Here is a 26,677-nt window from a genome sequence, read left to right as displayed (position 1 = left end):
AAAAAAAAGAACGCCCGCCGTGAAGGGCGGGCGTTCGGTCGTGCGAAGCTAGTTCTGCGGCTCGTCGAAGGGAAAGTCCTTGAGCGCGGCGAAGGGGTTCGGCGGCATGTCGTCATCGTCGTCTGCGGCGGGCTCGCAGCCGCAGGGACCCTCGTTCAGGTTCGCGCCGCACTGGGGGCAGAGGCCCTTGCACTCCTCGTCGCACAAGGGGATCAGAGGAAACTCCAGCAGCAGCGCCGCGGTGATGAGCGGTTCCAGGTCAATGACTTTGTCGGCGGGCAGCACGTCGAACTCGTCCTCGTCCATATCCTCGGGCGCAGCCTTCGTCTCGTCGAGCAGAAAATAGCCTTCGATCTCGCCCGTCACCGGGAACGAAACCTCGTCGAGGCAGCGCGCGCAAGCCGTTTTGGCCTCGCCTTCAACCGTGCCGGTGACCAGGAGCGCGTCGCCGGTGTTGGAGATGTCCGCTTGCCAGGCAAGCGGCCCCGCGAAATCGTACAGATCCGGGCCGGCCTTCATAACGGGGATGGCGATCGAGCCTTCAAAATGAGAACTCTCCGCCGGAGCGAAGAGCTCGTGGGGTACCTGGATGCGGAGCGCGTCCATTTAGCGCCCCGAGGCCAAAGAATTGGCGTTCAAGCGATCACGGCAGCGCCGCACGTTGTTGAGCAGCGTATCGAGGCTCTGCTCGACATGGCCGAACACCTCGTCGGCGTAGTCCTCGGCGCCGGCACGGGTCTGGCGCTCCAGCTCGCGGGCGTCGGAGAGCACCTGGTCGGCCTGCTGCTGGGAGATGCGGACGATCTCCTGCTCGCTGGCGATGGTCATGGCCTGGCTGCGTGCATCCTCGATCATGCGGTTGGCCTCGGCCTCGGCATCGTCGAGCAAGCTCTGGCGCTCGCGAACGATCTGACGGGCCTGAGCGAACTCGCTGGGGAACGTGTCGCGGATCTCATCCATGATCTCGAACGCCGCGGCGATGTCGACCTGGCGCATGTTGCCCTTGCCGAAAACCGGCTTAGAGTCCTCAAGCAGAATCGAGAGCTCTTCCAACAGCCCCAAGACTCCTGTTTCGTCCATGATTGTCCTTCCACCCAGGCGTGCTGCGTTTCATCTGCGTTGGCGCGCACGGGTATCCTCGCGTGCATGCGTCGCAATATTCTAGCATGTCTGTTGGGAAAGCCAACCTCCAATGCACAAAGCGCGCACATTTTACCCGGTCGGAACCGCGCCGACGCGAAACCGTGACCTGCTAACGGGCAGTTTCTACGCGTCGCCGAACTTCTTCAGCAACGCCTCGTTCACGCATGCGGGAACGAACTGCGCCACGTCGCCGTGCAGGCTCGCGATCTCGCGCACGATAGACGACGACAGATACATGTACTGCGGCGGCGACATGATGAACAACGTCTCCAGCTCCTGGTTCAGCTGGTAGTTGAGCGCGGTCATTTGAAACTCGTACTCGAAGTCGGTGATTGCGCGCAGGCCCTTGATGACCACGGTGGCGTCGAGCTTCGCCGCAAGGTCGACGAGCAGCTCGTCGAACGGTTCGACGCGGACGTTGGGCAGATGGCTCGTCGCCCGACGTACCAGCTCGGCACGTTCTTCGAGGGAGAACAGGGGCTTCTTCTTCGGCGAGGCCGCCACGGCGACGACGACCTCGTCCACCAGCTGCGCTGCTCGGGTGATGACATCGAGGTGTCCGCTCGTGATAGGATCGAACGTTCCGGGCGTCAGTGCACGTTTCATGTAAGGCTTTCCGTTCCTTCTTGGTTTCAGTCGATCGCATCGTGCAGCGCTGTAGCGCGCAGCACGTCCACGACAGTATCCCCGTACTTCTTGCGCTGCGCAATAGACAAATCGCGCGCTTTTGCCGCTTCCTCCACCTCGTCGTTCGCCGCCGAGGCATGCTCGTACACCACGATGGCATCGTCGGACAGCGCCGCGCGCGTGCGCAACGCGACGACGAGCCCGAGCACCTCGGCGGCGGCGCATGCGTACGGCGGGTCGAGGAACACGAGGTCGAACGGTGGACGCGCGTAGGGCACGTCCTTCAGCACGTCGCCCTTGCGCACGCGCGCGCGGCGCGCGTCGAGCCCGAGCAGCCTCACGTTCGCGTTGAGCGCCCGCAGCGCCTCGCCCCCGCGCTCGCAGAACTGGACGCTGCGCGCCCCGCGGCTGAGCGCCTCCAGGCCGAGCGCGCCCGACCCTGCGAACGCGTCGAGCACCACCGCGTCGTCGAATCCGCCGCGCGCGCTGTGCACCGTGCTCATCATGGCCTCGCGCACGCGGTCGGTGGTGGGGCGGGTGCCCTCCCCCTTCGGCGCCTTGAGCGTGCGCCCGCGAAACTCGCCTGCGATGATCCTCATTGCGTATCAGCCTCCTTGCGCCACGTGGTCGTTGGCGTACACGATGCGCACCTCGCGCGCAAGCGCGCGGTGCGCGGGCAGTTCCAGGTTCGGATCCTCTTCCAGGATGGCCGCCGCGTCGGCGTGCGCGGCCTCGATCACCGCGCCGTCGCGCATGACGTTCACCAGCTTGAGGCCCGACGCGCCGTGCTGCCGGTTGCCCAGGATATCGCCCTCGCGGCGCAGCGACAAGTCGTAGCTGGCCAGCTCGAAGCCGTCGTCGGTGTCGACCATCGCGGACAGGCGCGTAAGGGCGGCGTCGGACTTCGAGGCCGACACGAGATGCACCTCGGCGGCTTTCTCGCCGCGGCCGACGCGGCCGCGCAGCTGGTGCAGCTGCGACAATCCGAAGCGGTCGGCGTCTTCAACGATCATGACCGTGGCGTTGGGCACGTCCACACCCACCTCGATAACCGTCGTGGCCACGAGCACTTGCGTCTCGTTGTCGCGGAAGCGCTGCATGACGGCCTGCTTCTCGGAAGCGGGCATGCGCCCGTGCAAAAGCTCGACCCGATAATCGGCGAACACGGTTCCCTGCAAGTAGGACGCCTCTTTCGCGGCGGCCGCCACGTCGTCGCCCTCCAGGTCGTCATCGGTCTCGATGCTGATGGCGGCGTACTCGTAGGCCTCCTCGTCCGCCTCGCGCCGCCGTCCGCCGCTTCCGCCGTCCGCCGCCTTCGCGTCGCGCTCGCCGCTATCCTGGCCGATGAGGGGGCACACCACGTACACCTGCTCGCCGCGCGCGAGCGCCGCGCGGGCGGCGTCGTAGGCATGGCCGCGGTCGGCCTTCTGATGCACGAACGTGGCGCGCTGCGCCGCGTCGTGCGGTCGGTGCTTGAGGTAGGACAAGGTCAGGTTGCCGAACAGCGCCAGCGCCAGCGAGCGCGGGATGGGCGTGGCCGTGAGGTACAGCGCGTCGGGCGCATCGCCCTTCGCCAGCAGCTTGGCGCGCTGCTCCACGCCGAAGCGCTGCTGCTCGTCGATGACCACGAGGCTGAGCCGCCTGGGCGCCACATCGTCCTCGAGCAGCGCGTGCGTGCCGATGAGCACGTCCACCGAGCCCTCCGCCACGCGCGCGAGGACGGCCTCGCGTTCGGCCGAGGGCGTGGAGCCGGTCAGCACCGCCCAGGAGATGCCGGCGGCATCGAACAGCGGCCCCAGACTCTTGCCGTGCTGGCGCGCGAGCACCTCGGTGGGAGCCATGAGCAGAGCCTGCGCACCCGTGTCCGCGGCCGCCGCGAGCGCGAAGGCGGCGACGACGGTCTTGCCGGTGCCCACGTCGCCCAGCAGCAGGTGGTTCGCCGTTTGCGGCGCAGCGAGGGCGGCGAGGATGTCGCGCTTGGCCTCCTCCTGCTCGTCGGTAAGCCGGAAGGGCACCGCCTCGGCGAGCGCCGCCATGCGCGGCCCGTCCACCGCGTGGACGACCGGTTCGCACCCGTCCGTGCGCTCGCGCGACTCGCGCATGAGCATCAGCTCGAGCAGCAGCAGCTCCTCGTACACGAGGCGGCGGCGCGCCTCGGCCACTTCGTCCATCGCATGCGGGAAGTGGATGCACGACAGCGCCGCGCCGCGGCTCATCAGGCGGTACTTCGCACGCAGCTCGAGCGGCAGCGGATCATGCAGCCCGCATACGGCCTCCAACGCGTTTCCCACGAGCCGTCGCATCCACGCAGCGGATATCTTCTCGCAAGCGGGATGCACGGGGATGATCATGCCCTCGGCCGCCCCTTCGCCGTCGAGGACTTCCAGATACGGGTTCGTCATGCGCTTGAAGCCGTAGTTGAATTCCAGCTTGCCCGCCACCGCGATGCGCATGCCGGGCTTCACCTGGTCCATGAGCCATGGCTGACGAAAGCACGTCACCATGAGCACGCCCGTGCCGTCCACGAGCGACAGCTCAACGAGCGTGAGGCGCGGCTTGGGCTTCTTGAGCTTGATCTCGTGCACCGCGCCTTCGACGGTGCACTGCTCGCCGATGACCCCAGCGGCCACGGTTGCCTTGCGCGAGAGGTCGATGTAGCGCCGCGGGAAGTGCGTGGCCAGGTCGCGCACCGTGCGGATGCCGAGCCCGTCGAGCGCGCGAGCGCGCGCCGGGCTCACCAAACGAACGCGCCCGACCGATTCGTCGAGCGCGAGCGTTGCTGCCAGTCTGTCGGGCCGGTCGTTATTCAACTGACATGACCACCGGGTACAAGGGCTGGTCGCCGCGGTGGGCGTCGATCTCGAGGTCGTCGTAAGCATCCTCGATGCGCGCGATCAGCGCGTCGAAGGCGTCATCCCCCATATCCTCGCCCGCCAGGATGGTGAGCGTGTCGGCGTCTTCGGCCTCCATCGTGCCGAGCAGCGCCATGACCACGTCCTCGGTCGTGGAGCCCACGGCCTCGATGGCCCCGTCGGCGATGCCGATGACGTCGCCCTCCTTGATGGGGTTGTCGTGCGCGTCCTTGGAATCCTTGATTGCCACGGTCACCTCGCCGGTCTTCACGTCGGCGTAGGCCTCGGTCATCGACTCGACGTTCTCTTCGAGGCTGGCGCCCTCGTCGAAACCGAACAGGGCGGCGAACGCCTCGGGCACGCTTCTCGTGGGAACCACGGCGCACGGCGTCTCGGCCAGCTCGCAGGCGCTCTGGGCGGCCATGATGATGTTCTTGTTGTTGGGCAGGATGATGACGGCGTCGGCGTTCACCTGACCCGCCGCATCAAGCAGGTCCTTCGTGGACGGGTTCATGGTCTGCCCGCCGGACACCACCACGTCCACGCCCAGGCTCTTGAGGATCTTCGCGTTGCCCTCGCCCGCGGCCACGGCCACGAATCCGAGCGGCTTGGGCGCCTCCCCCTGCTCGGCGGCCAGCGCGTCGGTGCGCGCGGCGCTCTGCTGCTGCATGTTGTGGATGTGCACCTCGGAGATCTGCGCATCGTGCGTGAGGAACCAGCCCAGCACCTGGTCGGGGCGGTTCGAGTGCACGTGCACCTTGAAGTTGGGGTGCATGCCCACCATGAGGTCGCAGTCGCCCATCGTGGGCAGGAAGTCCTTGGCCGCGTCCACGTCCACCGTGTCGGAATGCACGAGGAACTCGGTGCAGTAGCGGTACGCCGACCCCTCCCAGTCGTTGATCTGCTCGATCTCCACCTTCGGCGCCGTGCCGCGCGCGAACGCCAGCTCGTCCACCATGGGGCCTTCCTTGCCCAGCAGCGCTGAGACGAACGCGTCGAAGAAGATGGCCAGGCCGAAGCCGCCCGCGTCCACCACGCCGTTCTCCTTGAGCACGGGCAGCAGGTCGGGCGTGCGCTGCACGGAGGCGTAGGCCTCCTCCACCACGTAGGCCAGCGCCTCGTCGCAGCCCATCTTCTTCTTACGGGCGTGCTTCGCGGCGGCGGCGCTGTCGCGCAGCACGGTGAGGATGGTGCCCTCGACCGGCTTGCGGACGGCCTGGAACGCCACTTCCTGCGATTTCGCGAACGCCGCGTCGATGCTGTCGGCGTTCAGCTCGTCATGGCCTACGCTGCCCTCGCACAGGCCGCGCAAAATTTGCGAGGTAATGACACCGGAGTTTCCGCGTGCGCCCATGAGCGCGCCGGTCGTGATCGCCTTGCGAATTTCCGCGCCGGCCGCCCCGATGGGCAGGTTGGCCAGGTTCTCGACGACCGTCTCCAGCGTCAGCGACATGTTCGTGCCCGTGTCGCCGTCGGGCACCGGGAACACGTTCAGACGGTTGATCTCGTCCTTGCGCTCGCTCAGGGTCTTGCTCGCGACGGCGATGGCGTTGAGCAGGTCGTTCGCGGTATAGGGTTCTGGCATGCTGATCTATTCTCCTTAAACGTTATGCCGCAGAGCGCCTTCGCCCCTCTCTCCGGGCGGGCAGCGGCTCATCATGGCAGGGAGGACGCGCTACTTGCGCACCTTCACGCCCTGCACGTGCACCTCGACGCCGTCGAGCGGAACGCGAGCGTACTCGCTCAACGCGAACGTCACTTGGTCGACGAGGTTCTGCGACACCGTGTTGATGTTCGTGCCGTACTCGATGACGACGTACAGCTCCACGTGCACGCCGACCTCCGTAGTGGTGACCACCACGCCGCGGCGCAGGCGGGACGCGGGGAGGATCTTCGCGATGCCGTCGGCGGCGTTCGGGGCGGCCATGCCCACGACGCCGTAGCACTCGAGCGCTGCATTGCCGACCATGTCGGCCAGTACGTCATTGGCAACGTGGAGGTTGCCCGCTATCGTATCGTTCATGGCATTCCTTTCACGGCGCGGGGGTGCCGCGCACGACAAAAAACCTGCTAACGCAGTATAGCGCAAGGGCTTGCCGCTGTGCGGCGCGCCTGGTAGCAGGCGAAAGTATACTACACGAAAAATTCTTGTAACCCTTTTCGTTTATGTGCTATAGTGTGAGGGCTTTTTTGTCATCAACGGTTTTTGCCGATGAGTACCCAACGTACATGGAGTGATGAACGATGTCGAAGATTTGTGAAGTTTGCGGTAAGGCGCCGAGCGCAGGACGCAACGTCAGCCACTCGCACCGCGTGACGAACCGCTGGTTCCGTCCGAACATTCAGCGCGTGACCATCAAGGACAAAGAGGGTCACGTCCGCAAGGCCAACGTCTGCACGAAGTGCATGAAGGCCGGCAAGGTCGAGCGCGCATAGCACGTCCGCCGGCCGATGAGGCCGGCCAACAAGCCGACATTGAAAAGCCCGCTCGCGCGGGCTTTTTGTCGTTCTCTCGATGGGCGCGAGCAGGGCCCGCGCCGTATCCCCTACTCCAGGATGAGCAGCCTTCCGCACTGAGGGCACGGAGCCACGTTGCCCTGGCCCTTCATGTCGATGAGGCGGCCGCCCTCGATGGCCATGCGGCACACGCCGCAATTCGAGCCTTGCAAGCGTCCCACGGCCACGCCGCCCGTGCGCGCGGCCGTTTTCTTATAGGCGTCAAGCAGGTCGGCGGGCAACGAGGACGCCAGCATCGCTCGTTCGGCCTCGATGCGCGCGAGCGCGTCTTTGAGCGCGCCGCCTTCCTTCACGAACGCCGCCGTGGCCTCGGCCTCCTGGCGCTCCAAGCTCTCTAACGCCGATGCCACCTGCGCCTGCACGCCTTCGATCTTCGCCAGCTCGTCGCCGACGGCGGTCAGGTCGGCTTCCAGCGTGTTGCGGCGCTTCGCGAAGCCGTTGAGCTCCTTCGTGCGCGCCTCCACGCCGCGGTAGTCGCCGCGCACCGCGTCGATCTCGCTCTGCACCTGACGCTGCTTCTCGGAAAGCGAGCGATCCTCGTCGTCGATACGCGAAAGCTGCGCGTCGGCTTTCGCATGGAGCGCGTCGAGCTGGGCTCGCTTCTGCTCGATCGCCTTCTTCTTCGAGCGCGCTTCCAGGATGACGGCGCGCTGGGGAAGCTCTTCGAGCTTCTTCTTGTCGCGCATGGCTTCCAGGTCGAGATGCTGCATCTTCAGCAGCGTGGCAAGATCGTCGGTGTCTACGTGCATGCGCATCCTTTGTTCGAACGGAGCGCCGCCGCTGCGACGCTCCTTAGCATTATACCCGTACCGTTTCAGGGTACGACCAGTTATCTCCCTGATCGAGCACCGTCACCAGATCACCGGGAATTCCTGCGTTTTCCACCGCAGCAGCCAGCACGGCTGCGAGCGGCAGCTCGCTGGTGTCATGACCGAGATCGACGACGGCCAAGCCCGCCTGGGAGAGCTCGAGCGCATCATGGTACTTGATCTCGCCGCACACGAGGCAGTCCACCTGCGCCCGCAGACACGCGCGGCCCAGATCGCCGGCCGACCCCGTGCAGGTGACCACGCGGTCGAGCTCGCGAGGGAAGTCGCCCCATACGCGCGGCGCCCGGCCGAACACCGAGGTGCAGCGCGCGGCCAGCTGTCCCAGCGTGAGCCCGTCGTCCTCGCCGAGGGTGCACAGCTGACCGTAGCCCTTCTCGCGCGACCCGGGAATGGGATCGAGCACCTGCTGAAACGTCAGGCTCAGCATGCCGGGCAGCACGCGTTGCGCCCGCACGCTCACGTCGAGCGCCGTATGGTACGACAGGATGGATACGCCGCGCTCGACCGCGCGCCACACGCCCGCGCCCGGATTGGCCGCCACCGAGGAGGCCGGCATGAAGGAGGCGGGCGGCGCGAGGAACGCCGGATGATGAGTGACCAGCACGTTCGCACCCATGTTCGCAGCCGCCTCGATAGCTTCGACCGTCGGGTCGAGCGCGACGGCCACACCCGTGATCAGGCGCGCCGGATCGCCCACCGACATGCCGGTGCGATCCCACGGCTCGGCGTCGGCAGCCGGAAACTCGGCCAGCAGCGCGCGCTCGAGCGCGCCGGTGGTGACCGCCGTGACAGGCTTGGAAAGCAACCCCGACGCACGGCGCGCCAAACCTTCCCGACCCTTGGAATCCTTCTGGTTCTTCTTCGCTGCAACCATGGCGCGGCTCCTTCGCTCGTGTTCGAACTAGACTTTCGATCCCACGTTACTCGATAGCGATGGCCCGACGGTCGCCGTCGGCTGTCGGGACCGTTACCGTTCTATAACCCGCCTCGTACATAAGGCGATAGGCTTTCTCGATGTCGCGCGCGACGTTGGCGGGCACGTGCGCGTCGGTGCCCACCGTGCAGGGCACGCCGGCGCGGCAGAACGCGGCCAGCAGCGCCGGCGCGGGGAACATCTCCTTGCAGGCGTAGTAGGATCCCGACGTGTTCACCTCCACCATGCGTCCGGCCGCGGCGCACGCCTCGGCAGCCTGCTCGTACAACGGCTGCGGGTCGAAGCTGGGGTAGAACCCGAACTTCTTCGCCAGATCGGGATGCGACATCACGTGGAAGGGCGCGTCGGAGGACACGGCCTCGCACCACACTTCGAAGTAGCGCCGCCAGATAAGATCGGCGCCCACCTCGTCCCAGCGGCCGCGCTGGGCGGGGTCGTCGAAAGGCCAGCGGTCGACGAGATGCACCGAGCCCAAGATCAGCTGGAACGGCGCGACGTCCTCCGCCGTGATGACGCGGTCCTCGTCGTCTCCCAGCCAGTCCATCTCGCAGCCGACCAGCACCTCGATCTCGGGATGCGCCTCGCGCGCGGCCTCGACGGCGGCCAGGTACTCCCCCATCCGCTCGGCCGGCATCGACAGGTAGCGGTCGGGGTCGAACGTCGCGGTCATCGGATAGTGCTCGGTGACCGCGATGGTGGAGACGCCCGCCGCGACGGCGGCGGACACGAGCTCTTCCACCGTGCCCTCGCCGTGGTTGGTGAAGCAGGTGTGGGTATGGGTGGTGATCAATTCCATAGGCTCAGCGCTCCTCGACGCTCATCGACGCGACCAAGCTCGCGCGTCCTCGATCCTCAGTTCCAGTTCAGGCTCTTCTCCATGGCGACCGCGAAGGCTTCGACATCGGCTTCGTCGGTGTAGCGCCCCATCGAGATGCGCAGGGCGCCGTGCGCGCGGTCGGCGTCGATGCCGAGGGAACGCAGCACGTGGCTGGGTTCCAGCGAGTGCGACGAGCAGGCAGACCCGCCCGACACGCCGAAGCCCTGCATGTCGAAGCGAAGGATGAGCGTTTCGCTTTCCAAACCGTCCACCAGCACATGCACGATGTTCGGAAGGAAATCCTCGCTGCCCGGCACAACGTCCACGGTGGCCTCCACCGCGTCGATGGCGCCCAGCCGCTCGTACAGCCTGTCGCGCAGAACCCGCAGGCGAGCCGCCTCCGCCTCCTGCATCGCGGTCGCCGCATGCACGGCTGCCGCGAACCCGACGATGCCGGCCACGTTCTGCGTGCCGCTGCGCCGGCCTCCTTCCTGGCCACCGCCGATAGCGTAGGCATGAAACGGCGTGCGGGCGCGCAGATACAGCGCGCCGACGCCTTTGGGGCCGCCCACCTTGTGAGCCGAGAAGGACGCGGCGTCCACGTCGAGCTCCTGCAGGTTCACGCGAGCTTTCCCCAGCGCCTGCACGGCATCGGTGTGGAACAGCGCGGCATGATCGTGCGCGACACGGGCGAGATCGGCGATGGGCTGGATGCTGCCGACTTCGCTGTTGGCGGCCTGCACCGACACGAGCACCGTATCGGCGTCGAGCGCCGCCTCCAACGCGCGCTCCTCGATGAAGCCCTGACGGTTCGGGGCGAGCCGCGTGACGCGGAAACCCTGCGATTCCAGACGCTTCGCGGGCGCCAGCACAGCGTCGTGCTCGACCGCGGTGACCACGACGTGCGGGACGAAATCCCCTGCTCCGCGCCGACGGCGCTCGTCCGCGGCGGCCTGCGCGATGCCCAGCAGGGCCGCGTCGTCGGCCTCGGTGGCGCCGCTGGTGAACACGATCTCGTCGGGACGACGCGCGCCGAGGTCGCGCGCGATGGATCGGCGCGCTTCCTCGAGCGCGGCGAACGCGGCACGGCCGGGCCCGTGGAGCGAATTCGCGTTGCCGCCGACCGCGAGGTTCGCGCGGCCGGGCACCTGATAAGGGGCCATGGCCTCGGCGGCCTCCTCGCATAAGGGCGCCGTCGCGGCGTAGTCGAGGTACACGTAGTCGTTCGGCACGGACGCCATTGCGCTTACGCCTCCTTCGACACGGCCAGCGCCGCCAGGCGCGCCTCCTCGGCCGCCGCCTGCACCGCCGCGAGCGCGGCGGCAGGATCCTCGGCCGCGAAAACGGCGTTTCCGCACACGAGCACGTCGGCTCCGGCTGCGGCCACGATAGGAGCCGTGACCTCCCCGATGCCGCCGTCCACCTGGATGAGCGGAGAGGCGCCCACCGCACGCGCCATCTCGGCGATGCGCGCCACCTTAGCCTCGCTACCCTCGATGTAGCTCTGCCCGGAGAATCCCGGCTCTACGCTCATGACCAGCACCATGTCCAGATCGGCAAGCACCGGCGCCAGCGCGCCGACCGCCGTGCGGGGCTTGACGCTGACGGCCGCCTTCGCCCCCGCCGCATGAATGGCCGCGACGGCGCGCGCCAGCCCGTCGGCGTCGAGCGCCTCGGCATGCACGGTCACCGAGTCCGCTCCTGCATCGAGGAACCAAGGCAGCTGCTCCAGCGGGTTCGCTATCATGAGATGCACGTCGAGCGGCAGGCTCGTGGCCTTCTTCAGCTGCTTGACGACGGGCACGCCCATCGTGAGGTTCGGCACGAAATGGCCGTCCATGACGTCGACGTGGACGTATCCTGCGCCCGCTTTCTCGATCAGCTCGATGTCGCGACCGAGATGCATGAAATCGGCCGACAGAATGGATGGCGCTATTTTCACCGGTTCGAACATGCTCGTGTCCTTCCTCATCGTCGTTGCGCCCATTCTAGCGCAAAGTCTGCTCCCGCCGCGACGCTGCCCCGAGCGCCGGAGGAAAACAACATGATGACGGCGAGGGCCGACCGCCTCCCCGCGATGCGGCGCGCTGCATTATAATGGGATTCCCCTCTGGAAGAAGGCTCCATGGCTGCACGCGCTGGCACGCATTACGCATATCGGACGCCGCACGGCCTCGTCACCATCGCCACGAGCGATCGCGGCGTCACCCGGGTCGTCTTCGGCGACGCACCGCTTCCGGGCGAGCGACGCCCGAGCGAGCTGGCGAACCGCACGGCCACCGAGCTGCTGGAGTACTTCGCCGGAAAAAGACGCGCGTTCGACGTGCCCTTGGCACCCGCAGGCACCCCGTTCCAACTGGCCGTGTGGCGCGAGCTGGAACGCATCCCTTACGGGGAGACGCTCACCACCGCCGACGTCGCCGCCCTTCTGGACAAGCCGTCGTCGTACCGCGCGGTGGGCAACGCCGTGCACAAGAACCCGCTGGCGGTGCTCGTGCCCGATCACCGCATCGTGGGAGCGGGCGGCGCGCCCCTCGGCGCGAACGCACGGCTGCGCGGCGCGCTGCTGGCCTTGGAGCGCGCGAGCGCGGGCGAAGGCAGCTGACCTCTCCCCCGCTTCCCGCTTCCCGACCTATACCCGAAAGGCGCTTGCCCGCATGAACGTCTACGTCTCCAACATCCTGTTCGCCGCGCTCTCGTTTCCGCTGATCGCCTTCTTCATCACCCTTCCCTACATGATCTACCAGTACCGCAGGTTCGGCTCCATACCCTGGCTGCGCACGCTCGTGGTGTACTCGTTCGCGTTCTACCTCTTATGCGCGTACTTCCTCGTGCTGCTGCCGTTGCCCGAAGACCGCTCGGCCGTCGTGCCCTACGCGCAGACGCCGCAGCTCGTGCCGTTCAACTTCGTGCACGGGTTCCTGGCCGAAACGACGTTCTCGCCGAGCGATCCGTCCACCTGGCTGGCCGCGCTGCGCGACCCGTACGTCTACGAGGCGTTCTTCAACGTGCTGCTGCTGGTGCCGCTGGGCATGTACCTGCGCTACTATTTCCGCCGCACGTGGTGGCAGACGCTCGCCATCGGTTTTCTGGTGACGCTGTCGTTCGAGACGACCCAGCTCACCGGGCTCTGGGGCCTCTACGAGCATCCGTACCGCCTGTTCGACGTCGACGACCTCATGCTGAACACGCTGGGAGCGATGATCGGATTCTGGACGGTTGGGCCCGCGATGCGCGTGCTGCCCGACATCCGGCTCGTGAACGAGGAGGCGCGCGAGGCGGGCATGCGCGCCAGCGTGACGAAGCGCGCGCTGTCGTTCTTCATCGATCTGGCGATCGCCCTGGCTGCGGCCGGGGCGGCGACGGCCGCAACCGAAGCGCTGGGCGCTCGCGCGGCCGTCGAGGCCGCCGGCGCGAGCTGGGGCACGGCGGTGCAGGTCGCGGACGCGGTATCGTTCGCAGCGTTCTTCGCGCTGGTTCCCGCACTCACCCGCGGGCAGACGCTGGCGCAGAAGCTGCTGAGGCTGCGCATCGTGAGGACGGACGCGACCCCGGCGCGCTGGTACCAGTACCTCGCACGTTACGGGCTGTTGGCGTTGTTCGGCTGGGCGCCGTTCTCGCTGCTGTTCGGCGTGCTGGATCTCGACGCGGCACAGGTCGGCGAGATGAACGCCCTTGCGGCGTTCGCCGCCGAGCACCGGGCGGCCGTCGTGGGGGCGTGGACGGCCTTCATGACGGCCTGGGCCGTGTCGCTGGCCGTGCGCGCCGCGCGAGCCGGCGCGAGGAAGCGGCCGTTCGTCATGCTGAACGGCGTGCTGTCGGGAACGCGCGTCATGACGGAGGCCGGCGTGGAGCTGGCGCGCGAGCGCCGCGGCGTGCTCGACGTCGACGAGGTGGCCGCGCTCGAGCGTGCCGTGGCCGAGGACGGCACGCCCCTTGCCGAGCTCATGGACCGGGCGGGGCGTGCCGTGGCCGACGAGGTGCGCGCCTGGGTGCCCGACCCGGCGCCGGTCGTGGTGCTTTCGGGATCGGGCAACAACGGCGGCGACGGGTGGGTGGCGGCCCGCGTGCTGGCGGAGGCCGGCTACCCCGTGACGCTGGTCGCCCCCGACCTGGCCGAGCGCCTGCATGCTGAACCGGCGCGTTCCACGGCGCTGGAAACGTTCGCCCGAGCCGCCGAGGACTGCCTTCCGCTGTCCGTGCTCAGCGCGCCCGCCGCCGACGTGCTGGCCGATGCCGTCGACGAAGCCGAGGCCGTGGTGGACGCGCTGCTGGGCACCGGTTTCTCCGGCGGCGAGGTACGCGAGCCGTACGCCGGGTGGATACGGGCCGCCAACCGCCGGCGCTTCGAGGGGAAGCGCGGCAAGGGCCGCGGGCGGCATCGCAAGCGCACGCACGAGCGAGGCGAGCACGAACGGCCGCGGCGCTCGCTGCCTGCGAAGGCCAAGGACGCCCCGTTCGCCGTGGCTGCAGACGTCCCCAGCGGCCTCTCGGCGCAAACCGGAGCCGCGGCGCGGCCGACGTTCGCCGCCGATGCTACCGTGACGATGCTCGCCTACAAGCCGGGCCTCGTCGCTTCCGCGGGCGCCCCATGGGTCGGCGCCGTGAAGCTGGCGAAGCTCGGCGTGGACGCGTCGAAGTACTTGGAAGCCGAAGAGCGGGCGTAAAAAAGCCTCCCTTGGGTTGGGGGGACCCGAGGGAGGCTATGCAGTGCGCACAGAGGAGAAGGGGGAAGGTGCGCATGCTCACGGCCCGTCGAAGGTTTGAGAGAGTGAGAGAGAGGGGGGGTTCACACGAGAGACGAGACGACGGGCGCTCGGATAGATTGTCAAAGCCGCCCTTTCGGTTGGCAAGGACTAGAGTACCCGCGCTGCGGCCGTGCGACAATACGCTCGCGCGTTCGGTGAACCCCCGGTCAACGCCTTGTTGCCTCGGCGTGGATTGACGCGCTAGAGCCCGTAGAACTCGGTGGTGAGCGGACGGTTGGTGAGGGTCTTGGCCACATCGTGAGGGTCGGCGCCCTCCCAGGCGATGCTGCGCACGACGTCGGTGATGGGAAGCTCCACGTCGTAGCAGTCGGCCAGGGTCTTGAGCGTCTTGCACGCGAGCGCCCCTTCGGCGACCATGTGCGTCTGCTCGGCGAACTCCTCGAGCGTGCCGCCTTCGGCCAGAAGCTTGCCGAAACGACGGTTGCGCGAATGCTCGGAGGTGCACGTGGCCACGAGGTCGCCCGTGCCGGCCAGCCCCATGCAGGTTATGGCCTGCCCGCCGCAGCGCACGACGAGGCGGCTCATCTCGGCCAAGCCGCGCGTCATGAGCATGGCAGCCGTGTTGTCGCCGTACCCCAGGCCGTAGGACACGCCCACTGCGATGGCTATCACGTTCTTGAACGCCGCGCACAGCTCCACGCCGCACACGTCGTCGCTGACGTAGGTGCGGAACGTCTCGGACGCGAACAGCTGCTGAAAGAACGCCGCAGTCTCCTCGTTGGAGCTGGCGATGACGGTGCCCGACGGGATGCCTCGGATAACCTCCGCGGCGAAGTTCGGCCCCGACAGCACGGCCAGGCGGCTCGCGTTGCCCATCTCGGCCTCGAACACCTCCACGGGCAGCAGGCCGCTTCCCTCCTCGACGCCTTTCGAGCAGATGATCACCGGGAAATCGTCGTCCACCGCCTCGGCCAGCACGCCGGCCACATCGCGCATGACGCTCGACGGCGTCACGATGACGGCGGCCTGCGCGCCCGCCAAGGCCTCCTCGTAGGAGGTCGTAGCCACGATGCGCGGGGAAAGCTCCACCTCGCTCAGGTAACGCGGGTTCGCATGCGAGGCGTTGACGGCCTCCACCACCTCGGGCTTGCGGGCCCACAGCCCCACCTCGTTGCCGTTGCATGCCAGCAGCTGCGCGAGTGCCGTCCCCCACGACCCCGCCCCGATAACCGCGATCTTCATGTGAGTTCCCTACGCTTCCTTCTTCTTGCCCTTGTCGCCGATCCTGCTTTCGGTGCCGGCTCGCAGACGCTTGATGTTCTCACGGTGCGCCCAGACCACGGTCAGGCCGGCGACGGTGCAGAACAGCCAGGCCAGCCAATCGTCCCAGAAGAAGTATAGCGCGAAGAACGGGCAGGCCGCAGCCGCCGCGATGGAGCCGACGGACACGCGCTTCGTCGCCACGACGAGCACGATGAAGATGAGCAGCTCGAGGCAGGCGCCGATCCAGCCGAACGTCACGAACAGGCAGCCCACGGCCACCGCGATCCCCTTGCCGCCCTTGAAGCCAAGCCACGGGCAGAAGATATGGCCCCACACGCAGCCGAGGAACGCCACGGCCAGCATGGTGTCGTACGTGACGAGCGCGCCGGGCTCAAGGCCGCCGCCCGGCAGGAACTGCATGCTGAACGCCCAAGCCAATACGCCCGATAGCAGGCCCTTGCCGAAGTCCAGCACGAACACGGCGTAGCCGCCCACCTTACCCATCGTGCGGATAGCGTTGGTGGTGCCGATGTTGCCGCTGCCGTGCTCGCGCAGGTCGGTATGGTAGAACACCTTCGAGATGATCAGCCCGAAGGGAATGGATCCCAACAGAAACGCGGCGACGAACAGGCCGGCCGCAACCAGCAAATCCCCCATGACCCCTAATCCTTCTTCTTGAACTTGATCCTGATGGGCGTACCCACGAGCTCGAAGTTCTCGCGCAAGCGGTTCTCGAGGTAGCGCTCGAAGTTGTCGTCCACGAGGTCGGGGCGGTTCGCGAAGAACGTGAATTGCGGCGGACACGTAGCCGTCTGCGTGACGTACTTCATGCGCAGCACCGCCTTGCCCTTGCTCACCGTGTGGCCGAACTCTCGGATGCCTGCGAGCCACGTGTTCAGGCGGTTCGTGGGGATGGTCTGACTGTAGTTCTCATAGGCCGCGTTCACGGCGTCCCAGATGCGATCGACCTTCTTGCCCGTGAGCGCCGAGATGGCGATGACCGGAGCATAGCCTACGAACGTGAGACGGTCGGCGATGCGCTCGCGGATCTCGGCCTTCGCCTCAGGCCCCTCGATGAGATCCCATTTGTTCAGCACGATGACCATGGCGCAGCCGCGCTCGGCCGCGAAACCGGCGACGCGTTGATCCTGATCGGTGAGGCCCAGCGTGGAGTCTATGACCAGCAGCGCAACGTTGGCGCGGTCGATGGCTCGCATGGCGCGCACGAAGCCGTAGTACTCCACGTCCTCGTCGATCTGGCTCTTGCGGCGCAGACCCGCGGTATCCACGATGGTGTAGCGCTGGCCGTCGTGGACGATATGGGTGTCGATGGCGTCGCGCGTGGTGCCCGCCACGTCGGAGACGATGGAGCGGTCGTTGGCGGTGAGCTTGTTCGTGAGCGACGACTTGCCGGCGTTCGGGCGGCCGATGATGGCCACGTTGATGCCGTCTTCCTCGTCGGCGTCGGCGGGCAGGTCCACCTTCTTCAGCTCGTTCACGACCTCGTCCAAGAGGTCGCCCGTCCCGTGGCCGTGCATGGCCGAGACCGGCCACGGATCGCCCAGGCCCAGCTGGTAGAACTCCCACACCTCGTCCATGCGGTTCGGGGTGTCCAGCTTGTTCACCACGAGGAACACGGGCTTGGACGTCTTGCGCAGGATGCGCGCAACGGCCTCGTCGTCGGCGTTGACCCCGGTCTTGCCGTCCACGAGGAACAGGATGACGTCCGCCTCGTTCGCGCCGGCCAGCGCTTGATTGCGTATGGAGCCTTGGAAGGCGTCGTCATCGCCCATCTCGATGCCGCCGGTATCGATGAGCTTGAAATCGACGCCGTTCCAGTCGGCCTCATGATAGGAGCGGTCGCGCGTGACACCGCGCATCTCGTGGACGATGGCCTCGTCGGCCTGGGCTATGCGGTTGACGAAGGTGGACTTGCCGACGTTCGGCCGTCCGACCACCGCGACGATGGGTAAAGGCATATTGCTACCTCGCAGATTGCTTCGGTTGGTGCGGTCAGGAGGTCGGATCGGTTCGTCCGACCAGGTGGATGATCTCGAGGAGATAATCCGATGCGTTACAGGATACCACGGACATGCGCGCGCCCGCCCGCTTTTCCATATCCTCCAAACTCATGTCATCGAGCGTTACCGCGTCGTCGTTGAACACGACGCGCGGGATGAGCGCCAGCTGCAAGCCGCGCTCGCGCTCGGCACGCACGGCATCGGCCATGTCGCAGCCGCACAGAAGTCCCGTCACGTCCACGTTGCCGCCGAAGAACTCGTTCTTCACGAACAGCGGGATCAGCAGCCCCTTGAGCGGGCTCGCATCGATGAGCGGGCCCAGGAAGTGGCGCGTCGCGCAGCCGGCCACGTAGTGGACGCGCGCGTCGGCGGCGCGCAGAGCCGCGGCGCAACGCTCGACGAGCCCCGCGCGCTCTGCCCTTTTCCAGTCGTCAACGAACGAGCGGATGATGCCCACGCCGTCCTCGAACATGCCGAAGTCGCCGTAGTGCTCCGACGGCGGCAGGTTCCGCATCAGCTCGGGTCCGTAGGCGTTATGGTAGAACTCGTCGGCCGGGAAGGCCCACATGCTGCCGCGCTCGGCCAGAGCGCGCCGTTGGAACGCAATGACGAGGTCCATCACCGCGCGCGACGACACGGGGTCGTTGAAGCTGCGGTCGAAGACGCTCTGGTGCTTCGTGAATCCCAGCGGCACGATGCACACGTCGAGAATGCCGGGGCGCGCGTACGCCCAGGCAAGCGTGTCTTCCAGCACGGCGCCGTCGTTCTGGTCGGGCACGAGCACGATCTGGGCGTGGAACTCGATGCCCGCTTCCAGCAGCCGCTCCAGCACGTCGACGCCGTGCTGCGCGTGCTTGCCGATCATGCGTCGGCGCACCTCCGGATCCGCCACGTGCAGCGACAGGCGCAGAGGCGATATGCGCTGCTCGACGATGCGCCGTTCGTCTTCGGGCTTCAGGTTGGTGAACGTGACGAAGGTGCCCGCGAGAAAGCTCAGGCGGAAATCGTCGTCGCGCAAGGTGAGCGAGGAGCGCATATCGTCGGGCAGCTGGCGCATGAAGCAGAACGTGCAGGCGTTGCGGCATTGCCTCACGCCGTCGAACACGACGCCTTCGAACTCGAAGCCCCAGTCCTCGCCCTCCTCGCGCTCCAGTTCCACGACGCCCTCGTCGCCGTCGAGATCGACGTAGCCCAGCTCCATGACGTCGTCGGCCGCAAGCCAGCGCCAGTCGATGAGGTCGCGCACGGGCCTGCCGTCCACCGTGGTCACGTAGCATCCAGGCTCGAACCCCGCATCGTCGGCCGGGCTGTCGGGCGCGACGGCGATCACGAGAGCCCGCGGCGCCTCGCGCAGCGCGCCGCAGCCGCCGCGCTGCCTGGCCGCCGCCTCGCGATCGATATCGCCCGACGGGTACACCGGCGGCATCGGACGCGCTCCGGCATCCGCGCTCACAGCGCCTCCAGACGCTCCACGATGGCGGCTATCTGGTCTTCGGGAGTGGAGGCTCCGGCGGTGACGCCGACGCTCTCGCAGCCGACGAACCAGGAGGGATCCAGCTCCTCGGGCGCCTCCACGTGGTGGGTGCGCGGGCACGCGGCGGCGCAGATGTCGGCCAGGCGCGTGGTGTTCGACGAGTTGCGGCCGCCGATGACCACGATGGCGTCCACCTCGTCAGCGAGCGCCGCGGCCGATTCCTGGCGCTGGCGCGTAGCGAAGCAGATGGTGTTCTTCACCTCGGGCCGGATGCCGCGCGCGGCGAGCGCCTCGACCACCGCGTCCAGCGCCTCGCGGGTTTGCGTCGTCTGCACGACGATGCCCACCGGCGCCTCGATGCTCGCAGGCAGGTCGCCCGGGGCGGCGACCACGAACACCTCGCCCCCCGCTTCGCGCGCGTAGGCCACAAGGCCTTCCACCTCGGGATGGCCCTCCTCCCCCACCACCACGACGCAGCCGCAGCGGCGTGCAAGCTCGGCGGCGGCCTTCTGTGCGCGAGCGACGTGCGGGCACGTGGCGTCGATGAGGGGCAGCTCGCGTTCTTCCACCGCGCGGCGCACCGCGGGGGTCACGCCGTGACTGCGGATGATCACCGAGCCGCGCTCGACGTTCTCGGGGCCGTCGACCGCGCGGATGCCGCGCGCCGCCAGCTCGGCCACCACCTGCGGGTTGTGGATGAGCGGGCCCAACGTGGATGCGCCCTCGCCGCTGGCGCTGGCCTCGACTGCCATGTCGAGCGCGCGCTGCACGCCGTAGCACGCCCCGGCGTAGCGGGCCTTCACCACCCTCATGCGATCTCCTGAACCTTCGCCGCCTTCGCCGCCTTCGCAGCCGCCTTGGCCTCGATGCCGGCGACGACCTCGGCCGTCGTATGATGCGGGACGGGGTGCTCGGCGAACACGGCCGTGAAGTCCTTGCCGCCGGGGAACAGCGCCGGCATGTCCACCTGCTCGCGCGGCACGTTCAGCGACAGCGCGAAGCACTCGCGCATGGCGTACCACGAGCAGCCGTCCAAGCGGTCTTCCTTCGGCAGGAAGTCGAAGTCCTCGACGAGGACGGGGTCGCCGTACTCGATGGTGATCTTCGGGAAACGGAAGCGCTCGCCCTTGTGCTTCACGTGCTCGGCGTTGCGCACGGTCATGGGAAGGATGGGCGCGTGCCCCATCTTCGCGATGAACGCGGCTCCCGAGTGCAGTTCAGGCGTGCGATCGCTTTTGCCGCGACGGGTTCCCTCGGGCATGATGCCCACGATCTCGTTGCTCTTTAGCATGCGCGTGGCGCGCTTGATGGCGGTGCGGTCGGCCGCGTCGCGCTTGATGGGAAACGCGCCCACGCGCGACAGCACCTGGCCCACCAGGCCGTGCGCGTTGCCGAACAGGTTCTCGCGCCCGAGGAAGCGCACCCACTGCGAGGGCCGTCCGGCCAGGTACATAAACGCCACGTCGAGGAACGACGTATGGTTGCCGACGACCACCACCCCGGTCTTGTCCTTGAAACCGCGCAAACTCTCGCGGTGGTCGACCCGGTAGCGGAAGCAGATCTTGAACACGAAAGCCAAGAAGCCCCAGATGAGGTTGCCGGCCCAGTGCGGCACCTGCTTCTCGTCGGACGTGCCGCCCAGCGGCATGTCCCACATCTTCTCGTACGGGAGGAACAGGCTCATCGCGCGCCCTTCTCGCGGGCGAGCGCGCAAATGTCCTCGATGACCTCTTCGATGTAGCGGCCGGTGGAATCCAGGCGCACGGCATCGTCGGCCGGGCGCAAAGGCGAGGTGGCGCGCGAGGAGTCCTGATCGTCGCGACGGCGGATGTCGGTGAGCACCTCGTCGTAGTCGACGGAGCCCACGCCGCGGTCGACGTTCTGGCGCACGCGGCGATGCGCGCGCTCCTCAGCCGATGCGGTGAGGAACACCTTCACCGGAGCCTCGGGGAACACGGTGGTGCCGATGTCGCGGCCCTCCACCACGTAATCGCCCGCGCGGCCGATGCGCTGCTGCTGCTCAACGAGCGCCGCGCGCACGGAGGGCGCGGCCGACACGGGGCTCACGGCGCGGTCGATCTCGGCCGTGCGGATGGCATCGGTCACGTCGATGCCGCCGATGGAAACGCGGCGCGGAACCGGCTCGCCCTCCTCGTGCGCGAAGGCGATGTCGTGGGCGCGCGCGAGGCGGCCGAGCGCTTCGTCGTCGTCGAAGGGAACCCCGTCCTGCAACGCCCGCCAGGCGACGGCGCGGTACATCGCGCCCGTGTCGAGGCAGGAGAAGCCCAGCTCGCGGGCGACGGCCTTCGCGACCGTGGACTTGCCGGCCCCGCTGGGGCCGTCGATGGCAATGATCATCGTGCCAACCTTTCGATATCGGTGAGGAACTGCGGATAGCTGATTTTCACGGAGTCGAAGTTCTCCACTTCGACGGGAGCGTTGCCGCACAGGCCGGCGAGCGCCCAGGTCATGGCCAGACGGTGGTCGTTCTTCGAGTCGAATGCGGCGCCGACGGGCACTTGCAAGCCCGGCTGGCCTTCCACGAACAGGTCGTTGCCGTCGATCCACGCGTCCACGCCGAGAGTCTCAAGCCCCTCCACGATGGCGGCCAGGCGGTCGGTCTCTTTCACGCGCAACTCGCTGACCTCGCGGAACACGGTGACGCCGCGCGCGTGAGCCGCCACGAGCGCCAACACCGGCACTTCGTCGACGATGGTGGCGATCTTGTCGGCCGGCACCTCGCACCCATGCAGGTTCGGCGTGTAGCACGCCGAAACGATGCCGTAGGGCTCCTTGCCCGCCGCTCCCGTGTGACGCACGCTGATATCGGCGCCCATGCGCTCGAGCGTGCGCGTGAACCCGATGCGCGCGGTGTTCAAGCTGACGTTCTCCACCTGGATGGAGCTGTCGGGCTTCAACACGGCAGCGCAGACGAGGAACGCCGCCGAAGACGGATCGCCCGGCACCTGCACCTCGCAGGCCCGTAGCGCAGCGGGACCCGTCACGCTGGCCGTGCGGTCGGCCGCTGTGGTGGTCACGCCGAATTCGGGCAGCATGAGCTCGGTATGGTTGCGCGAGGGCGAGGGCTCGTTGAGCGTCGTCGTGCCCCGCGCATACACGCCGGCCAGCAGCACCGCGGTTTTGAGCTGGGCCGACGCCATGGGGGCGTCGTAGGTTATCGCGCGCAGGCCCTCGGAGCCGCACACCGTGAGCGGCAGCGTCTCGCGCCCTTCGGGCTCGAAGCGCGCGCCCATCTTCATGAGCGGCGCGGTGATGCGGCGCATGGGACGGCGCTGCAGCGAGTCGTCGCCCGTCAGCTCCACGCGCACGCTCCACGGCGCCAGCACGCCCATGAGCAGGCGCACCGTGGTGCCGGAGTTGCCGCAGTCGATGGGAGCCTCGGGCTGCGAGGGGCCGGCGGCGCCCCACCCCGTGACGCCTCCCGCCAAGCTGCCGTCGGGCTGCTTCTCGAGCGACACCTGCGCGCCCAGCTGGCCTACGGCCCTGATGGACGAGCGCACGTCCTCGGAGTCGAGCACGCCCGAAAGTCGCGAGGTGCCCTCGGCCATGGCGGCGAACAGCACGGCGCGGTGCGATATGGACTTGTCGCCCGGGACCGAGGCCGAGCCGCGCAGGGGCGCCGGCAGCGGGTTGACGACGGTGGCGTTTGCTTCATGCGACATGGGTATGCTCCTTTGCCGTCAAGGGACTGAACGATACTGAAAATCCTGCGTTGATGAGCTGGGCTGACAGCTGGCCGATATCGCCCTCGTCGGTAAGCACGAGGCTGAGCACGGCGCTGTCCTCCGTGACGTGGTCGATCTCGATGGACTGGATGTTGCACCCCACCGAGCTGGTGACGGTGGTTACCTCGGCCACGACGCCCGGACGGTCCTCCATGGGGATGCGCACTTCCAGCAGACGCTCCGTCGAGGGCACCCAGGCGGCCGGCAGCGCGCGGCGCGCGGCCGCCGCGTCGGCCAAAAGCGTAGTGAGCGACGCGCGGTCGTCGGATGCCAGCGCGTCGGCGAACGCGCCGATGATGCCCTGGATCTCGTCGAGCCCGTCGGACAGCGCGTCCTTGTTGTCGAAGGCGATGCCGCACCACAGCTCGGGCGAACCGGCCGCGATGCGCGTGGAGTCCTTGAAGCCTCCGGCGGCCAGGCGCATGAGCGCCTGCTGGTCGTCGGCGTGGCGGCTGGCCAGCTGCACGAGCGAGGACGCCATAATATGCGGCACGTGGCTGACCACGGCCACCGCCTCGTCGTGGTCCTCGCGCGGCAGCGCGATGACGCGCGCGCCGATGGAGGTGACCAGCTCGTGCAGGCGCGGGAAGTGCTCGGCGGGCGTGTCGGCGTCAGGACAGAGGATCCAGTGCGCGCCCTTGAACAGGTCGGGTCGCGCGCCTTCGATGCCGTTCACCTCGGAGCCGGCCATGGGATGCCCGGGCACGAAGTTCTCGGGATGCGGCAGGACGCGCTCGGCCAAAGCCGTGATGCGCGCCTTCGTGGAGGCGGTGTCCGTGACGATGCCGCGATAGTCCCACCGCGCGAGGTCTTCGAAGTAGCGCTCCGCCGCGCCGACGGGCGTGGCGAGCACCACGAGGTCGCAGCCGTCGCCGACGAAGCGTTCGAACGCAGGATCGTCCGGCAGCGCGCCGTCCGTGGCCCAGCCGCGCTCGACGGCTTCGGCCAGCGTGCGTTCGTCGATGTCGACAGCCAGCACTCGCGTGTCGGGATACGCCGCGCGCACAGCGGCGGCGAACGAGGCGCCCACCAGTCCGAAACCTACCACCGCTATACGGCGAAACGCCTGATCAGGTTGCGTTGTATGCTGGTGTGCCATGAAACGGGAGCGCCTTTCTAGCATAGGGGTTCATTCCGTGTTCCGCAGGCTCCCGCTGCGCGGTCTCCTGCGGGTTTCATTCTAGCATTATTCGGCACGTCCGATGGCCTGGTGGAGCGCCGCCACTTCTTCGGCATCGAGCGCGCGCCACGCCCCGCGCGGCAGATCGCCCAGCTCGAGCGGGCCGAACGAATCGCGATGAAGCGCCAGCACCGGATGGCCGACGGCGGCCAGCATGCGCTTCACCTGGCGCTTACGGCCCTCGCGGATGCCCAAGCGCACGATGGAGCGCCGCGTCGCGCGCCCTTCGCACACGGCCGCATACTCCTTCGAGGAGCGCGGCGGCACGGCGGCGGGGATCTCCAGCAGACGCTCGGCATGGCGAGCCGCCCCGCCCTCCACCACGCGCACGTCGGCCGGCTGCGTCGGGCCGTCGTCCAGCTCGATGCCGCGCCGCAGAAGCGCCAGATCGCGCTCGGTCGGACGACCCTCGACGCAGGCCAGGTAGCGCTTCGTCACATGATGCTTCGGATGCAGCAGGCCGTTGCCCAGCTCGCCGTCGGTGGAGAACAGCAGCAGGCCCGTCGTATCGAAGTCCAGCCGCCCGATGGGGAACAGCCCCGGATAGCGCTCGGTCGGCACGAGCTCGGCCACGGTACGCCGTCCCTGCGGATCGGACATGGTGGTGACGAACCCGGCCGGCTTGTGCAGCATGATGGTGACGGGCCCGTCGGCCAAGCGCACGACCGCGCCGTCCACCGCCACCTCGTCCACGAGCGGATCCACCTTGCTTCCCAGCTCGGTCACCACCTTGCCGTTCACGGTCACGCGCCCCGCCGTCATAAGGTTCTCCGACCCCCGCCGGCTAGCCGCCCCCGCCCGAGCAAGGAACTTCTGCAACCGCATGGGAACGATGCGGCTCTCGCAATCGGATACCTCTCCCATGTCGCTCACCTCCCGCCTCCGATCTTCGGAAACCCGTCGTTCGAGACGACGACGCAAGACGCACGGCGCCGAGCGCGGAAAGCCTACTCATCGTCCGTCTCGAACGTCAGCTTGTCGAAGTCGATCTTCTCCACGAGCCCGAACCCGCTGGCCATAGCCTCGGCGAGCATCTGCTGAGCCGCGTCGGAGGCCGCTTCCTCGCGCGGACTTTCCGCGATGCTCCCCGGTCCTTCGTCGTCCAGCTCGAAGCGCACGCCGTCCAGAGGATCGGCCTCATCGCCGTCCAGGCGCGCGTCATCGGCGACAAACGCGTCCTCGCGCGTGGCGCTCAGGCGCTCGCGTATGAACGCGCGCGTGTCGTCGTCGGGCGCGAACTGGTCGAGGTCGGGCAGGTCGGCCGTCGAGCGCAGGCCGAACTTCTCCAAGAACGCGCGCGTGGTGGCGTAGAGCGTGGGGTTGCCAGGCGCGTCGGCTACGCCCGCCTCGCGCACGAGCCCCTTCTCAACGAGCGAGTTGATGGAGCTGTCGGAGTTCACGCCGCGCACCGAGGCCACGCCCGAGCGCGTCACCGGCTGCAGGTACGCAACGATGGCGAGCGTCTCCATGGCCGCCTGCGACAGCTTGCGCGTGTCCCACGACAGCACGTAGCGCTCGATGAGCTCGTGGTAGGCGGGGTGCGTGTACAGCCGCCAGCCGCCGGCCACCTCGCGCAACTGGATGCCGCGGTTCTCGCCTTCCAGCTGATCCCGCAGCTCCACGAGCGCGCGTTCCGCCTGGCCAGGCTCTACCTCCAGCATGTCGGCCAACGCGATGGTGCCCACCGGCTCGTCCGTGACGAACAGCATGGCTTCGATCGCGCCCTTCAGCTGGTTGTCCTGCAAGCCTTGGAACATGGATCCTACCCCTCCTCCACCGAGGTCAGCGAGTCATCGCCCGTGAGCACGAGCTCGCCCGACCCTTCGATGTAGCGTATGTCGATATCGCCGAACAGCTCGGCCTGCTCGATCTTCACCATGGCGCGCTTGTACAGCTCGAGCACAGCCAGGAACGTCACCACCACCACCGGCACCGGCGTGCGCTCGTCCACCAGTTCCGAGAAGCGCAGCGTCTTCTTGTTCTGGATGCGCTGGTGGATGGCACGCACGTGCACCTCCACGGGGATGGGCTTCGCAGCGATGTGCTCCGATTCCAGCAGGAACACGTCGCGGCGCGCGAAGGCGCGGGCGGCCAGCAGCGCCAGGCCGTCCATCGTGACGTCCTTCAGGTAGTCAGGCATGAGGTTCAGGAAGCACGCGTCGGGCCCGAACGGGCGCGGATGCATGCGTCCCTCGGACACGAAGCGCATGTGCAGCGCGCTGGCAGCGTTCTTGTACTGCTTGTAGGCCAGCAGACGCTCAACGAGGATGTCGCGCGCCTCGCTGGGCGCCAGCTCCTCGAACTCTTCGGCCACCGCGTCGCGCTCGCGCGGCAGCAGGCTTTCGGCCTTGATCTCCAGCAGCGTGGAAGCCACCAACAGAAAGTCGCTTGCCACGTCGAGATCGAGGTTGTCCATGCGCGACACCTCGGCAAGGTACTGGTCGGCGATCTGCGTGATGGAGATAGCGCCGATATCCACCTTCTGCCGGCTGACCAGGTACAGCAAAAGGTCGAACGGCCCCTCGAAGCTGTCTATGCGAACCTTGTACGACATGGAGCCGCCC

27 protein-coding genes are annotated in these 26,677 nt (G+C 67.7%); 3 read left to right on the top strand and 24 right to left on the bottom strand.

The window, feature by feature from the left end; translation table 11 throughout:
* Positions 1–48 precede the first annotated feature (48 nt).
* The 7 genes from GT613_RS03995 to GT613_RS03965 all read right to left on the bottom strand — a co-directional run bounded on the left by GT613_RS03995 (position 49) and on the right by GT613_RS03965 (position 6,645).
* The gene (locus GT613_RS03995; RefSeq protein WP_015760540.1) at positions 49–606 is read right to left on the bottom strand and encodes a DUF177 domain-containing protein; all 558 of its coding nucleotides are present in this window, start codon (positions 604–606) and stop codon (positions 49–51) included.
* A complete protein-coding gene (locus GT613_RS03990; protein WP_009304513.1) occupies positions 607–1,080 on the bottom strand; it encodes a hypothetical protein in 474 nt (157 codons plus the stop codon).
* Positions 1,081–1,266: 186 nt separating this feature from the next.
* Positions 1,267–1,749, bottom strand: a complete 483-nt coding sequence (coaD, locus tag GT613_RS03985; RefSeq protein WP_009304514.1) for a pantetheine-phosphate adenylyltransferase — start codon at positions 1,747–1,749, stop codon at positions 1,267–1,269.
* 26 nt (positions 1,750–1,775) lie between these two features.
* Positions 1,776–2,369, bottom strand: coding sequence for a 16S rRNA (guanine(966)-N(2))-methyltransferase RsmD (gene rsmD, locus GT613_RS03980; protein WP_009608378.1), 594 nt, complete (start codon positions 2,367–2,369; stop codon positions 1,776–1,778).
* Positions 2,370–2,375: 6 nt separating this feature from the next.
* Positions 2,376–4,580, bottom strand: coding sequence for an ATP-dependent DNA helicase RecG (locus GT613_RS03975; RefSeq protein ID WP_009304517.1), 2,205 nt, complete (start codon positions 4,578–4,580; stop codon positions 2,376–2,378).
* A complete protein-coding gene (locus GT613_RS03970; protein ID WP_009304518.1) occupies positions 4,573–6,207 on the bottom strand; it encodes a DAK2 domain-containing protein in 1,635 nt (544 codons plus the stop codon). The genes GT613_RS03975 and GT613_RS03970 overlap by 8 nt, the downstream gene beginning before the upstream one ends.
* Before the next feature lie 90 nt (positions 6,208–6,297).
* Positions 6,298–6,645 carry an Asp23/Gls24 family envelope stress response protein gene (locus GT613_RS03965; RefSeq protein ID WP_009304519.1) on the bottom strand — a complete coding sequence of 116 codons (348 nt, stop codon included), beginning with the start codon at positions 6,643–6,645 and terminating at the stop codon, positions 6,298–6,300.
* A 221-nt stretch (positions 6,646–6,866) separates the two neighbouring features.
* On the opposite strand from GT613_RS03965, the gene rpmB reads away from it, so the two are divergent.
* Positions 6,867–7,058 (top strand): 50S ribosomal protein L28, encoded by a 192-nt coding sequence (rpmB, locus tag GT613_RS03960; RefSeq protein ID WP_009304520.1) that lies wholly within the window; start codon positions 6,867–6,869, stop codon positions 7,056–7,058.
* Positions 7,059–7,168: 110 nt separating this feature from the next.
* On the opposite strand, the gene GT613_RS03955 is transcribed toward rpmB, so the two are convergent.
* From GT613_RS03955 to rpe, 5 genes are read right to left on the bottom strand one after another with little or no spacing between them, the layout of a single operon-like run.
* Positions 7,169–7,888 (bottom strand): zinc ribbon domain-containing protein, encoded by a 720-nt coding sequence (locus tag GT613_RS03955; protein ID WP_009608302.1) that lies wholly within the window; start codon positions 7,886–7,888, stop codon positions 7,169–7,171.
* A gap of 49 nt (positions 7,889–7,937) precedes the next feature.
* A complete protein-coding gene (locus tag GT613_RS03950) occupies positions 7,938–8,843 on the bottom strand; it encodes a Nif3-like dinuclear metal center hexameric protein (RefSeq protein ID WP_009304522.1) in 906 nt (301 codons plus the stop codon).
* 46 nt (positions 8,844–8,889) lie between these two features.
* Positions 8,890–9,699, bottom strand: coding sequence for a histidinol-phosphatase HisJ family protein (locus GT613_RS03945; RefSeq protein ID WP_009304523.1), 810 nt, complete (start codon positions 9,697–9,699; stop codon positions 8,890–8,892).
* 56 nt (positions 9,700–9,755) lie between these two features.
* On the bottom strand, positions 9,756–10,961 hold the full coding sequence (locus GT613_RS03940) for a cysteine desulfurase family protein (RefSeq protein WP_161172508.1): 1,206 nt from the start codon (positions 10,959–10,961) through the stop codon (positions 9,756–9,758).
* Positions 10,962–10,966: 5 nt separating this feature from the next.
* The gene (gene rpe / locus GT613_RS03935) at positions 10,967–11,674 is read right to left on the bottom strand and encodes a ribulose-phosphate 3-epimerase (RefSeq protein ID WP_009608336.1); all 708 of its coding nucleotides are present in this window, start codon (positions 11,672–11,674) and stop codon (positions 10,967–10,969) included.
* Positions 11,675–11,845: 171 nt separating this feature from the next.
* Between rpe and GT613_RS03930 the strand changes: the two genes are divergently transcribed.
* Positions 11,846–12,325 carry a methylated-DNA--[protein]-cysteine S-methyltransferase gene (locus GT613_RS03930; protein WP_009608398.1) on the top strand — a complete coding sequence of 160 codons (480 nt, stop codon included), beginning with the start codon at positions 11,846–11,848 and terminating at the stop codon, positions 12,323–12,325.
* Between the two features lie 52 nt (positions 12,326–12,377).
* Positions 12,378–14,387 carry an NAD(P)H-hydrate epimerase gene (locus GT613_RS03925; protein WP_161172507.1) on the top strand — a complete coding sequence of 670 codons (2,010 nt, stop codon included), beginning with the start codon at positions 12,378–12,380 and terminating at the stop codon, positions 14,385–14,387.
* 282 nt (positions 14,388–14,669) lie between these two features.
* Here the strand turns inward: GT613_RS03925 and GT613_RS03920 are convergent, their stop codons facing one another.
* From GT613_RS03920 to GT613_RS03865, 12 genes are all read right to left on the bottom strand, one after another.
* A complete protein-coding gene (locus GT613_RS03920; protein WP_009608395.1) occupies positions 14,670–15,671 on the bottom strand; it encodes an NAD(P)H-dependent glycerol-3-phosphate dehydrogenase in 1,002 nt (333 codons plus the stop codon).
* Between the two features lie 9 nt (positions 15,672–15,680).
* Positions 15,681–16,349 (bottom strand): glycerol-3-phosphate 1-O-acyltransferase PlsY, encoded by a 669-nt coding sequence (gene plsY / locus GT613_RS03915; protein WP_009608361.1) that lies wholly within the window; start codon positions 16,347–16,349, stop codon positions 15,681–15,683.
* A 5-nt stretch (positions 16,350–16,354) separates the two neighbouring features.
* Positions 16,355–17,671: a ribosome biogenesis GTPase Der gene (gene der / locus GT613_RS03910; protein ID WP_009304535.1), complete on the bottom strand. Its 1,317-nt coding sequence runs from the start codon at positions 17,669–17,671 to the stop codon at positions 16,355–16,357.
* Between the two features lie 34 nt (positions 17,672–17,705).
* Positions 17,706–19,139: a DUF512 domain-containing protein gene (locus GT613_RS03905; protein ID WP_009304536.1), complete on the bottom strand. Its 1,434-nt coding sequence runs from the start codon at positions 19,137–19,139 to the stop codon at positions 17,706–17,708.
* Between the two features lie 23 nt (positions 19,140–19,162).
* Entirely contained in the window at positions 19,163–19,999 is an 837-nt protein-coding gene (ispH, locus tag GT613_RS03900; protein WP_009304537.1) for a 4-hydroxy-3-methylbut-2-enyl diphosphate reductase, read from the bottom strand.
* Positions 19,996–20,871, bottom strand: a complete 876-nt coding sequence (locus tag GT613_RS03895; RefSeq protein WP_009304538.1) for a 1-acyl-sn-glycerol-3-phosphate acyltransferase — start codon at positions 20,869–20,871, stop codon at positions 19,996–19,998. The genes ispH and GT613_RS03895 overlap by 4 nt, the downstream gene beginning before the upstream one ends.
* Positions 20,868–21,545, bottom strand: coding sequence for a (d)CMP kinase (gene cmk / locus GT613_RS03890; RefSeq protein WP_009304539.1), 678 nt, complete (start codon positions 21,543–21,545; stop codon positions 20,868–20,870). The genes GT613_RS03895 and cmk overlap by 4 nt, the downstream gene beginning before the upstream one ends.
* Positions 21,542–22,870: a 3-phosphoshikimate 1-carboxyvinyltransferase gene (gene aroA / locus GT613_RS03885; RefSeq protein WP_009304540.1), complete on the bottom strand. Its 1,329-nt coding sequence runs from the start codon at positions 22,868–22,870 to the stop codon at positions 21,542–21,544. Before aroA ends, cmk begins: the two co-directional genes overlap by 4 nt.
* Positions 22,860–24,032, bottom strand: a complete 1,173-nt coding sequence (locus tag GT613_RS03880; RefSeq protein WP_050784802.1) for a prephenate dehydrogenase/arogenate dehydrogenase family protein — start codon at positions 24,030–24,032, stop codon at positions 22,860–22,862. Before GT613_RS03880 ends, aroA begins: the two co-directional genes overlap by 11 nt.
* An 87-nt stretch (positions 24,033–24,119) precedes the next feature.
* A complete protein-coding gene (locus GT613_RS03875) occupies positions 24,120–24,977 on the bottom strand; it encodes a pseudouridine synthase (RefSeq protein WP_009304542.1) in 858 nt (285 codons plus the stop codon).
* An 83-nt stretch (positions 24,978–25,060) separates the two neighbouring features.
* Positions 25,061–25,870 carry an SMC-Scp complex subunit ScpB gene (gene scpB, locus GT613_RS03870; protein ID WP_009304543.1) on the bottom strand — a complete coding sequence of 270 codons (810 nt, stop codon included), beginning with the start codon at positions 25,868–25,870 and terminating at the stop codon, positions 25,061–25,063.
* 5 nt (positions 25,871–25,875) lie between these two features.
* The gene (locus GT613_RS03865; protein ID WP_009304544.1) at positions 25,876–26,667 is read right to left on the bottom strand and encodes a ScpA family protein; all 792 of its coding nucleotides are present in this window, start codon (positions 26,665–26,667) and stop codon (positions 25,876–25,878) included.
* Positions 26,668–26,677 lie beyond the last annotated feature (10 nt).

It is taken from the genome of Eggerthella sp. BIOML-A4 (assembly GCF_009875575.1).
In the GTDB taxonomy this organism is placed as follows: Bacteria; Actinomycetota; Coriobacteriia; order Coriobacteriales; family Eggerthellaceae; genus Eggerthella; species Eggerthella lenta.
The sequence above is the reverse complement of the archived record's forward strand: the minus strand, read 5'-3'. Positions and strand labels throughout refer to the sequence as shown.